This is a genomic window from Vibrio profundi, assembly GCF_043642225.1.
Taxonomy (GTDB): Bacteria; Pseudomonadota; Gammaproteobacteria; order Enterobacterales; family Vibrionaceae; genus Vibrio; species Vibrio profundi_A.
In genome coordinates this window covers 669222-681194 of record NZ_JBHZSF010000001.1, presented here as the reverse complement: position 1 = coordinate 681194, position 11973 = coordinate 669222, and the positions used below count along the sequence as shown (strand labels likewise).

The following is an 11973-nucleotide window of genomic DNA, read 5'->3' as shown; positions in this document are numbered from 1 at the left end:
GAGGCGTTCATGAGAATCAATCAACCTGTCACACAAAAAGAAGTGACTTACCCAGCCAGTTTCAACTTACTGTCCGTCACCTCTCCAAGCAGCCACATTACCTATGCCAGTAAAGAATTCTGCGACGTAGCCGGTTTTACGCTCGAAGAGCTAGAAGGTCAACCTCACAATATCGTCCGCCATCCAGATATGCCTTCGGAAGCATTTAAAGACATGTGGGAGCACTTGAAGCAAGGTAAATCTTGGATGGGCATCGTAAAAAACCGATGCAAAAATGGGGACCACTATTGGGTGGATGCGTTTGCCTCACCAATCAAAGAAAATGGCAAAACAATAGAATATCAATCGGTTCGTTTGTCTCCGAGTCGTGAACACGTCGACAATGCCGAAAAAATTTATGCGCAGTTAAAACAAGGGAAAGTACCTTCTAAGCTCAAAGGGCCACGTACTCGCTTGTGGCAGCGAGTCACCCTCGCTCTAGTGCCACTTGCTACAATTAGCGCGTTCATCGACTCATCTCTGCTTTCCGGTGCGGGTATTTGGTTTTTCTTAATAAGCGCCGTCGCGACAATCTACAGTATGACACGTCGCCTCGAAAGCCTAACCGAGCAAGCAAGAAAGGTGTTCGACAACCCGCTTATGGAATTGGTTTATACCCAACATATCGATGATTTTGCAGAGCTCGAACTGGCAATGAAAATGCGCCAATCCGAAATCAATGCTATTGTCGGGCGCATACAAGACTCTAACGAGCAAATAGGTAATGCCGCTCAGTCATCCTCTAAAAACTGTGATACCACCGCCGTCAATCTCGAAGGGCAAACAGCTGAAACAGAGCAAGTTGCAGCAGCCATCAACGAGATGCACTCGACTGCCAATGAAATTGCTCATAATGCACAGAGCGCTTCAGAAGCGACCATTAGTGCTAATACCGCTGCTACTGAAGGCGTTACCGCGGTTCAGCAAACTGTTGAATCCATTCAAATGCTAGCCACACAACTCAATGAAGCCTCAAGTGTTATTGGACAGCTAGAAGAGCATGGAAAAACTATTGGCGACGTACTGACCGTAATCCAAGGTGTTGCCGAGCAAACCAACTTATTGGCACTCAATGCTGCAATAGAAGCCGCTCGTGCTGGCGAGCAAGGCCGAGGTTTCGCTGTCGTGGCAGATGAAGTAAGAACACTTGCCCAACGAAGTCATGAATCCACAGAAGAAATTCAAGCAGTCATATCTCTGATTCAAAGCAGTACTCAAAAAGCCGTGCAAGCCATGGATGAAGGGAATCAATTGTCGAAGATTTGTGTCAGCAGCGCAGAAGTATCCGGGGAAAAGCTCGACGTACTGATCCATCAAGTCTCTGATATTTCAGACCGAAACAATCAAATTGCGACTTCGATTGAGGAGATGGCAAGAGTGACCGAGGACATGAACTCAAGCGTACAATCCATCAGTGAAGTCTGCGCGGCAACCAGCATTTTGGCAGGAGACACACGAGACGAATGCGAAGGCTTAGTCACCAACTTAGACTCCCAGGGTAAACTCGTCGTTCAATTCAGAAAAACCAGCTAAAGCATACATATCCCACCTTCTATATAAAGATCCGATTCTCTACTCGGCTCTTTATCAGGGTGACAAATTTGGAAACATGACACAAATGTCATTTTCGCGACCCATTGTTGTCAGCCTCACATTGATAGTCTTATTTCGAACCAAAGACTAGGAACGAAATTATGAAAAAGACTATCACCTGTATACTAACTTCGGCAGCACTCGTACTTAGTGCCCCTTCATTTGCCGCTTCACTTAATGCAAGTGGCAACTACACGGTTGTATCAACGCAGAAAACGATTCAAACTACCCCAACAGAGACCAAAGCTACCGCTTACGAAGACGCTTTACAGCTTCTAAATAACCTCAAAGAAAGCTCTCCAATTGAACTCAAGCAGGAATTCAATGTCTACACGTATACTTCCAAAGAAACTAATAGCATTAGTTTGAAAGATGGCGCTTATGTCACCACACAAGAGTTCATGAATGAAGATGGCAAACTGCAATATAAAGGCATCGTCAACCTTCATTATCAATACCTACGACGTGATGGAAATAGCTAACCTACTGGTCAATGTGTTGAAGAGTCTATACCTTCAACACATTTTTCAAAATTCAACCTCGAAACTAGGTGGTACATACCTCGCCACAATCTCCTTATAGGCACCAATGAAAATACTGGTTATCGAAGATGAAGCCAAAACTGGCGAATACTTAGTAAAAGGGCTATCCGAGTCTGGATATAGCTGTGTGTATGCTTCAAATGGCGTTGACGGCCTCTATCAGGCTACGAGCGATAACTTTGATATCATCTTACTTGATGTCATGCTGCCAATGTTAAGTGGCTGGCAAGTTCTTCAAACCTTAAGAAGCAGCGACATTGAAACGCCCATCATTATGCTCACCGCTCGCGACCAAGTTGAAGACCGAGTCAAAGGATTAGAGCTCGGCGCCGATGATTATCTGGTTAAGCCTTTTGCATTCGTTGAACTGTTGGCACGAATCCGCAACGTATTAAAACGTCAATCTCCCACAAATCACACACCGTCTACTCTCACAATCGCAAATCTATCCATTGATTTACTGCGTAGACGCGTAACCAGAGAAAGCCACATCATCAATTTAACTGCTAAAGAGTTTTCCTTGCTTGAGCTCTTTATGCAAAGAAGAGGAGAAGTGATGTCGAGAACGCAAATAGCCTCTTCCGTTTGGGATATGAATTTTGATAGTGACACTAACGTGATTGATGTCGCGGTCAAAAGATTACGCGCCAAAATAGACAAAGACTTCGAGCCTAAACTCATCCATACCATTCGTGGGATGGGTTACTTACTTGATGAACCAGAAGCCTAACTCCATATTTTAAAGCCTAACGCAATGTTATTTAAATCCATCACCAACCGATTAGTTTTCTCCTACTTTACCGCTTCCTTAATTGTACTGTGCGTCTTTAGTGGGGTGACTTTGTACTCTATTAAGCACCATTTTTATGAGCAGGATTACTTCCACATCGATCAAAAGTTTCGAACAATCGATAAACTGCGTATGGATGGCAACTTTATCGAAAAGTTTGGGGAGTTTTTCGAAGCCGGCGATACAAAACTATGGCTAATTGAAGACGAAAAGCTCATATACCGTTCTCAAAATGTCTCTTTACCGGATGGGTTTACGGTCAGAGATAGTGATATGAAGTTTGAATGGAGCAACGGGCAAGATAGCTTTCGCGCTAAGATGTATCACTTAGAAAACAGCCCCGGTGTGCACGCCGTCATCGGTGTGACAATCAACCACCATAAGGTTTTTATTCATGGGTTTAGCAATGTGCTGATTTTCACTACCCTACTGGCTAGTGTGATCAGTGGTTTACTTGGCTGGCTGATCGCTCGAAAAGAGCTCGCACCTATCAAACGTTTAGAACGTCACGTTAGCAATATCACGACTCATCAGCTCGATATTCGCGTTCCAGCTCACGGTTTCCCTAAAGAGCTCATGCCATTAGTAGTAGGGTTTAATGAGATGCTAAATAGGCTTGAAGGCGACTTCGAGCGCTTATCTGAGTTCTCATCGGATATCGCGCACGAGCTCAGAACCCCAGTGGGCAATATGATGACTCAAACGCAAGTCGCACTTTCCCAACCTAGATCGTCTGATGAATATCAAAACATCCTGATTTCAAATATCGAAGAGCTTAACCGAATCACAAAAACCATCACTGACATGCTCTACTTGGCTAAGTCTGAACATAATTTGCTGCTTAAGACAAATGAAGCCTTTGAGTTAGCCGATCTTGCTGAAGAGCTCGCGGATTATTACGAAATGGCGGGAGATGAAAAAGAGATAACGATCGCTTTATCTGGCACGTCACGCGTCACCGCGGACAAAAACATGATTAAGCGCGCGATCGGTAATTTATTATCTAATGCCGTTCGTCACAGTGATGATCACTCCAATATCGACGTCACTATTAACCAAAGCGCTTCCCACAGCCACATTGCGGTATCAAACTTTGGTGAAGTGATACCAGAAGCCTCGCTACCCTATATTTTCGACCGTTTTTATCGGGTAGATAAATCAAGGGCCCACACTTCAAGTGCGGGAGCTGGGTTAGGGTTATCCATTACTCGCTCTATCGCTCGGCTTCATAATGGCGACATAGATTTAGTTTCAGAAGAAGGGAAAACAACGTTCACGTTAACCATCGAAACAATAGGAAGTAATCCTTAGACACGCTCTTAACCGATTAACTTTCTTTCCAATCGAAAACCTCTGGTTCGTCACACACGATTGCTTGTACTTCTCTGATTAGCCACTTAAGCGCTAGATTACGTTGGTTGCGCTTATGCCAAGCTATCGATATAGGGGCTGGCATTACCTTTAAAGGTAATACTTTCTGTATCAGCTGACCTTTTGCAATCGCGTTACTGGCCATTGAATATGGCATCACACAGATTAGATTGGCACTTTGTAGCAGTTCGATGGCACACGAAAAGCTATTCACTGTCATGGCCACTCGCCTTTTCAGACCTAAGTTTTTCAAGCTGCTGTCTACGACGCCACTTGGGTCGCCCGATAACGACACCAGTAAATGGTCAGCATCGCAAAAAGATTGCAGATCAAGCTCCCTATCCGCCAATTCGTGATCAGCTTTCATTACACACGTGAAGTTATTTTCGAACAAATCATTCACAGTGATATGAGGATGAGTGGATGGGTAGTAATCGAGAACCAAATCCACTTCAGCATCCAGTAACAGCTTCTGTCCATTGCCTTTAAAAGGGACAGAATAGAGATCGATGGCCTGCGCTCTTGATTCAATAATCTGCCTTAGCCTAGGCCAAAACAGACTGCTAATCCCATCCGTAAGCGCCACTCTCAATTGAGTCGATGATGTCATAGGGTCAAAAGTTGGAGGGGACACCGAATGATTAATCAGGTGCAATGGTTCAGAGATCTCTTGCCACAACTGCTTCGCATAAGGCGTGGGAGTAATACCTCGTCCATGTTTAATAAACAAAGGATCTTGCCACGCATAACGCATTCGAGACACCGCTTTAGAAACCGATGGCTGCGTCATGGCAAGCTGCTCAGCAGCTATCGAAATCGACTGCTCCCGCATAATCGCATCGAAAATCACTATTAGGTTTAAATCAACTTTTGCCATAAATACATTCCTTTAGGGAATAATGGTTATATCAAGTATCAATTAGAAGAAATAGTTATTCCCATGAATACTGAAGCTGTCTTTATCACAAACAAGGAAGAAAAATATGAAAGCAGCATTCATCAAACAATACGGTAATCACTCTGAACTGACCGTTGACGAGCGACCGATCCCAGTCCCTAATGCTAATCAAGTATTAATCAAAGTCGTCGCGTCGGGGGTTAACCCTGTCGATTTTCATCTGCGAAATGGCATGATGGCCGAGACTGACACTCATACATTACCACTGATACTCGGCTGGGATTGTTCAGGCATCGTCGAGCAAGTTGGTGAACAAGTGTCGGGGTTTAGCCAAGGCGACAAAGTGCTTTCATTTACCCCGATAGACCAACAAGGCACAAACGCTGAATTTGTAACGGTTGACGCTACCCTAGTAAGCAAAAAACCAGATGCCATGACTTTCATTGATGCAGCTGCGCTTCCTTTGGCATCTGTCACGGCTTACCAAGGCTTGCATAAACACGGGAAGATCCGCGCGGGCCAAAGAGTGCTCATTCACAACGCTTCTGGAGCGGTTGGCTCGTTCGCAGTTCAAATAGCCAAGGCCGCGGGTGCCTATGTTGTCGCCACCGCTTCGCAATCTAAACAAGATTATGTCAAAAGTTTGGGGGCTGACGAATTCCATGTCGAGGGGGATAGTGAATGGGAAAACTTAGGCTATTTTGATCTAGCCTTTGTCGCGAAACCTGGGGCAGCTTTGCTTGATAAAACAGTGAGTTCAGTGCAATCAGGAGGAAGGCTGATCTCAACATTTGATGAAATCCCAGATGCAAAGACAAGTGTCCACGGGATAGCTTTCACTCGAATGTGGGTCGAAAACAACAAAGAAGATCTCGACAATGTTCTCGACTTAGTGGCGAGCCACCAGTTATTTGTCCCGATCGATAGCGTGTGGCCACTCGATCAAATCCAACACGCCCACCAGCGCAGCGAACAATACCTTGCCCTCGGCAAAATTGTGCTTATCGTCGACCCTTTATATAAACGCTGAAACTATGTCCTGTTTGTTCCCTCAATCATGGCAGCGTTCAAAAGCTGCCATTAACTCTCATTGGCTTGGTGATCCTTCGGCCTTAGCGGACTCTAATTCCTTCCAGATTTGTTGCTGTTTATCGGTACTACTTTCCAAGGCCTGAGCGGTCACTTTGATCGCAGCAGCCATGTCCGAAATATTGGCGGTAGCTTGAACCAGTGTCGATTGCATTGGCTTTAGGATGAGCAGATAGATACAAATGATCGTCGCGACGATGATCGCAGCGATGGCGATAATCACCAACATGATATTGAACTTCAAATTGGCAAAAAAAGACTCGCTACTTTCCTCCAATTAGTATCAGTATTTTCATAGTGATTTCAGTTATGTATCACCTTTTTCTAAACGATAAATTTTTACGTTGGCCCAAATAATAAAAAGCGAGCCTAAGCTCGCTTTTTAAATAGTGGAACGGGTTAGCTCGCCTTACTCACCTTAAATTGCCCAACAATACCCTGTAATTGCTCGGACAGGCTCACCAACTCTTGGCTCGATTCCACGGTTTGTTCGGCACCGTCAGCACTCTCGCGAGAAATCTTATTCACGCTCATCACGTTTTGATTTATCTGCTCAACCGTGACACTTTGTTGCTCTGATGCACTGGCACTTTGCGTGCTCATATCGTGAATTTTTCCAATCGAATTAGTAATAGTGTCAAATGCGCCACCCGACTTCTCAGCTTTTACGACGCTTGAGCGAACAATATCACTGCTCTTTTGCATACTTTCGACAGCATCTTGCGTACCACTCTGTAAGCGTTCAATTAAGCTTTGAATTTCAGAAGTCGAGTCTTGGGTTCTTTGCGCGAGGCCGCGTACTTCATCGGCAACGACCGCAAAACCTCGCCCTTGCTCACCAGCACGTGCAGCCTCTATCGCCGCGTTCAACGCAAGTAAGTTCGTTTGAGCGGCAATATCCAAAATCACATCCAAGATCCCACCAATGTTATTGGCCTCTTGAGCTAAACCGTTTAATTGCCCCATAGTGCCATCAAGCTCAGTTTCCAAAGTATTGATGCTTTCGATTGTTTCTCTAACCACCGCCAAACCTTGCTTGGCTTCCGCATTTGCATCACTGGCAAATTGCGCCGTATCAACCGCATTTTTCGCCACTTCTTGTACCGAAATCGACATTTGATTCATCGCGACCGCCACTTGATCTGTCATGTGCATTTGCTCATTCGCCCCATTATTGGTGCTGACAGTAATACTGGTTAGCTGACTCGATGAACTACTTAACCTCTCACTGGCGACCGCCATATTGCCGATGATCTCTTTCAAACTGTCTGCGGTTGATTTCAACGCATTGGTTAATTGGCCGATTTCATTATCCGCACCTTTTTCGATCTTCAGCGTAAGATCTCCCTTCGCTAACTGTTTAGCAATATCAATCACTGCACTAATTTGCGAAGTAATGTTTTTGGAAATAAGGGCACTGAAACCAAAACTGAAGATGGCGGTAGAGATTCCCCCAACCGCTATTACCGTCAGCGCTAAGTTAGACGCGGAGGCTGCTGCTTGTTGACGTTGCTTCATCAGAACTTGCTCTACAGCCACAATTTCAGCAACTTTATCACGCAAGCCATCCATGTATTGCTTGCCCTGCTTCTTCGTTAATTTGACGTATAGATCATCGATAGAGCGATAGCGATTGACCTCTCTAACCAAACCAATTGCCTTGGTAGCATAATCGTTAATCCAACCATTGATATTTCGAGTCAGACGGGATGGAGGCATAGTGCTGAGTAGCTGTTCAATTCTCTCTTGACCATCATAATAAGGTTCCAGAAACGTCTCTTCTCGATTGAGCATGAACCCGCGTAATCCAGTTTCCATATTCACGATACTTTCGAGCAATTCGTCTCCATTTTCGTGGAGACCAATATCGATCTCGGCTCTTATTCCGTCCATTTGAGCTTTACCGATACCACTAGCAATGAGCCCTTTGAGTGCATTAACGTAAGACTCCCCTTCATAAATATTCGCTCGCAGCTCAATGGTATTTTGTGCATATTCCTGCCAACTCGCAGCATCTATCGCCACTTCATCAAAACGCGCTTGTTGCTCTGGATTATCACTGGTTAGGCCTTTCACTATTTCTAAATGTTCACTAAACGCCTTTTTGCCCGAGTGATAAGGTTCTAAGTAGTCTTCTTGGCCCCCTATCGCGTAACCTCTTAGCCCCGTTTCTTGATCGACCATGGCATTCACTAAAGCGTTTGAATGATCAATCACGTTGTAAGTATGAGTAACCATATTGTCCGTTTGATTCATCGTTCGAATTGAGTTCCAAACCACGGTGCACAGTATCGCTATAATCCCGACAGTAACGATGTTGCCAAACAGCAGCCTACTCCTGATTGTAAGATCTGATATTTTCTTCATATGTTGTCCCTAACCTACTTATATCCCTGACGTTTAAATTGGCCGTATGAATTGTTTTTATGGCGCGTATTCATACTAGACACCCTTAACCACAATAAGCAATGGGTTTCTTAAGATTTCATTTATTAACCTTTTACTGTTCTAAAAACAAAAAGCGAGCGGTGATTTCTCACCGCTCGCTTCATTGTTTCTATTCTATCTTTATCACCCTTTACCACTCAGTCATTCAGTTTCTATTTCGCATCCAGCGTACGAGTGGTAATAGCAATAATACTCCCCAGCCTAAGCTTCCCCCACCACTTCCAGAATGGCTTGGCGCAGGTTGGTTAAACATAGGTTGAGCTTCATCGGCTCGGCGTTGGTTACTTGATTGACTTGCTCTCTTCTCTCGAGCCAACTGCTCTTTTTCCACGCGCAGTTTGTTGGTTCTGTCGATGCCAAGTTGGTCGAACACCGCATCTTCTACCACTAGCAGCGAGGTGTAATCCGTTAGAAAACCGTACTCTAGTGCCAACGCTTCAATCGCTTTTTCCGAGTCAGAGTCCGCTTGCTCTAGATAGTTCATGCGCTGATTAATATCTTGAATCGAAGAGAACGCCCACAACCTTTCTAATTCGGGGTTGGTATTGGCCACTTCTGGTAACTCAATTTGTGTGCGGTACTGGCGCTCTTGACCCGCTACCGTCGCAGTCAATGTCACTTTTGAAGTCCCTGATTTGAAATAATGCCCAAACACGGTTAACTGCTCACCACGATACAAACTATTGATTTGAGACGGAGTAAGATCGGCAATCTTCACGCCATCCACATCAAGCTTAATATTGCGATACGCTTGGTGAGAAAGTTTACTGGTTACATTCATCATATGACCAAGAATGTCATCTGAGTTAGAGACGACCGTCGAGAATCCATTTGAGATTTGAGTCATTGGCTCTAGCAATGGCTTGTTTGCACTGTTACCCATAATAAAAGTAAACAAACGCACATCGTGATCTTTCATTAGATCCAAAAATTTCTGTTTATGTGTTACCCCCACATTAGCGACTCCGTCTGTCACTAACACCACACCACTAGCCCTATCGGCATCTAAACTCCCGAACCCTTCGATTAAGCCTGCATATAAATTCGTCCCTCCTTCCGGAGACGATTGGCTAACTCGATCCAGTACTGCTTGTACATTTTGTGGGGTGACTGACTGGTAACCTTGAGACAAATCTTCTGTACCATTGTTAAACATCACAACACGGAATCTATCGTTGGCTGGCAGACGCGCGAGCCCTTGTCTCACTCCCTCCACTAAGGTTTGATACTTACCAGCCATCGAACCCGACTTGTCTAGAATGAATATCCAATCACGGCCTTGGTTCACAACAGAAAGGTCATCACCCGGCGTAAAGGTCAACTTAACCGTGCCTCGCGAACTTTGTTGAGGGTCGCGATAAGCCACCATATCTAATCGACCCGGCAAACCACTTTTCAAACGCCAGTAAACCGAAATATCTTGGTTAAGCTGAAACGGCGTGGTTTGGGCGGAGTGGTTGTCATCATCATTGGTATTCGCAACATCTATCGCTGAGCGATTTGAGAGGCCAGCTTGCCAAATGGTTTGCTGCTGCACTTTATATTGACTAAACGTGGCTTGTGGGTGTTTAGGTAAACGCACGCCATCAACTGGGTACGCCGATTTAATCTCGATATTGAATGAAAAGTCCTGCTCTACCGTATCATTTCGGCTCCAAAATGCGGCTTGCTGTTCATCGACACCGCCTTCCTCCATTGGATATACATAGTGACCAACGGAATGATCCAGCAGTGAATCTTGCAGGTAGACCAGCCTTACTTTCACGGATTGCTGTGGTTGGACAGGGAAGACCCTCATTTCAAACGTTTTATATTCATTTTTCTCGGTTATTGCGGTCGCATTCCCCTGCGCTTTTTGGTCTTGATAGATCTGCTCCGCTTGGGCTTTAGCAACGGCTTCCGCTATTACCGGCTGTCCATTTATCCAATAGATGAACTCCCCGACTACCGCTTTATCTGGAATCGGGAAAGCATACAACGCCTCTAACTCAGATTGGTTTGGGTTATAGAACTCCTGCTCGATGGTCGTTGTCGCGTAGCCATCTTCAATGACAACGTTAACGTGATGGGATTGGATTTTAAGCGCTTGATACTGACTATTGATCGGATTGAGTAACCCGCTAGCAAAACTAGAAGTGCTCACTATCAAAAATAGAATCGCGAGTAAGCACTTCCAATAAAATAGGTATGGTTTAGTAATAGGCATATTTGGCTCCTTGGCTAGAACGCAGAATGTATTCCGCTGTTTCCTTGACCTGAAGAGTGCCTAATATTCCATCATCGCAATAGCAATAAACGCCAAGTCACCTTATAGGTAACTTAGAGGAGTGTTATAGGTAACTTTTATTTGGGATCGCTGGATTTATTCTCGAGTTGATCAAATAACGGGAAGTTCCAACGACGAATAGCCACTATCATCGACGTCCCATGACGCTGATCCATATCTAACTCATCGTCTTGCTGACAAGTGGAGTAAAACTCCTGAACCAATTTATGAAGACGTTGCTGAAGCTTTTGATTGCTCGGTATCGACATCAAGCCAGTAGCCATCAACAGCTTTTCGTCTGGCTGAGTAAAATTAGATTTAAAGAATTCCGCTTGTACCTGTTGCTGGAAAAACTGTTGGATTGGCCCTCCCGCCAACCAAGAAAATGATGGCGATATTTTGAGTCTAATGCGATTTCCAGGTAACAGTTCAATCACTTTAAGCCGGTCTAAGTGAGCCAGCATTTGAATCAATTCGGTTTCACTAAAGCAATACTGCTCCACAATTTGTTCAAACTTGTAGCCATTGACCACGCAAACTGCAACGAGCAGTAAACCTTTGTCTGCCACCAGTTGCTCTTCTTGGCGCCACTCCAAAGACATCAACTGTTGTGAGGCACGACTCGCCAATCTAAACAGCTCTGCCATCTCCAAGCCGATCAACTGACAAATCTGCTCAAGCCTGTCTAGGCTCAATTGACTCCCCTGAGCAAATAAACGCTTCACAGATCCTTCTGTTAACGACAATGCCTTAGCAATGTCTTGATAAGTCACACCGTGTAATTTTAATTGCTTTTTAAGCTCTGCAACTAACTGAATAGATTCCGACAAAACCGTCCCCTCGTCCGTTTGTAATTTCTTGTGAAGCCGTTTGGTGATTAAGGTTTCATTGCCTATAGTTATTACTGATGTATTTATCATTAAAGGGAGTTTCCGAT

General features: G+C 44.7%; 10 protein-coding genes. 5 read left to right on the top strand and 5 right to left on the bottom strand.

What is annotated here, in order from left to right; genetic code table 11:
• Positions 1-9 precede the first annotated feature (9 nt).
• From ACHUFI_RS03190 to ACHUFI_RS03175, 4 genes are all read left to right on the top strand, one after another.
• On the top strand, positions 10-1572 hold the full coding sequence (locus ACHUFI_RS03190; protein WP_394246844.1) for a methyl-accepting chemotaxis protein: 1563 nt from the start codon (positions 10-12) through the stop codon (positions 1570-1572).
• A 161-nt stretch (positions 1573-1733) separates the two neighbouring features.
• Positions 1734-2114 (top strand): DUF3316 domain-containing protein, encoded by a 381-nt coding sequence (locus ACHUFI_RS03185; protein ID WP_394246843.1) that lies wholly within the window; start codon positions 1734-1736, stop codon positions 2112-2114.
• A 106-nt stretch (positions 2115-2220) separates the two neighbouring features.
• The gene (locus ACHUFI_RS03180) at positions 2221-2904 is read left to right on the top strand and encodes a heavy metal response regulator transcription factor (protein WP_394246842.1); all 684 of its coding nucleotides are present in this window, start codon (positions 2221-2223) and stop codon (positions 2902-2904) included.
• Between the two features lie 24 nt (positions 2905-2928).
• Entirely contained in the window at positions 2929-4275 is a 1347-nt protein-coding gene (locus ACHUFI_RS03175) for a heavy metal sensor histidine kinase (RefSeq protein ID WP_394246840.1), read from the top strand.
• Between the two features lie 16 nt (positions 4276-4291).
• Here ACHUFI_RS03175 and ACHUFI_RS03170 read toward each other — a convergent pair whose 3' ends face one another.
• A complete protein-coding gene (locus ACHUFI_RS03170; RefSeq protein WP_394246838.1) occupies positions 4292-5212 on the bottom strand; it encodes a LysR family transcriptional regulator in 921 nt (306 codons plus the stop codon).
• Positions 5213-5318: 106 nt separating this feature from the next.
• On the opposite strand from ACHUFI_RS03170, the gene ACHUFI_RS03165 reads away from it, so the two are divergent.
• On the top strand, positions 5319-6263 hold the full coding sequence (locus ACHUFI_RS03165) for an NADP-dependent oxidoreductase (protein ID WP_394246836.1): 945 nt from the start codon (positions 5319-5321) through the stop codon (positions 6261-6263).
• 57 nt (positions 6264-6320) lie between these two features.
• Here the strand turns inward: ACHUFI_RS03165 and ACHUFI_RS03160 are convergent, their stop codons facing one another.
• From ACHUFI_RS03160 to ACHUFI_RS03145, 4 genes are all read right to left on the bottom strand, one after another.
• Positions 6321-6551 carry a hypothetical protein gene (locus ACHUFI_RS03160; RefSeq protein WP_394246834.1) on the bottom strand — a complete coding sequence of 77 codons (231 nt, stop codon included), beginning with the start codon at positions 6549-6551 and terminating at the stop codon, positions 6321-6323.
• A 170-nt stretch (positions 6552-6721) separates the two neighbouring features.
• On the bottom strand, positions 6722-8689 hold the full coding sequence (locus ACHUFI_RS03155) for a CHASE3 domain-containing protein (protein ID WP_394246833.1): 1968 nt from the start codon (positions 8687-8689) through the stop codon (positions 6722-6724).
• Positions 8690-8915: 226 nt separating this feature from the next.
• Positions 8916-10976 carry a VIT and vWA domain-containing protein gene (locus ACHUFI_RS03150; RefSeq protein WP_394246831.1) on the bottom strand — a complete coding sequence of 687 codons (2061 nt, stop codon included), beginning with the start codon at positions 10974-10976 and terminating at the stop codon, positions 8916-8918.
• Positions 10977-11113: 137 nt separating this feature from the next.
• A complete protein-coding gene (locus ACHUFI_RS03145; protein ID WP_394246829.1) occupies positions 11114-11866 on the bottom strand; it encodes a helix-turn-helix domain-containing protein in 753 nt (250 codons plus the stop codon).
• Between the last annotated feature and the right edge of the window lie 107 nt (positions 11867-11973).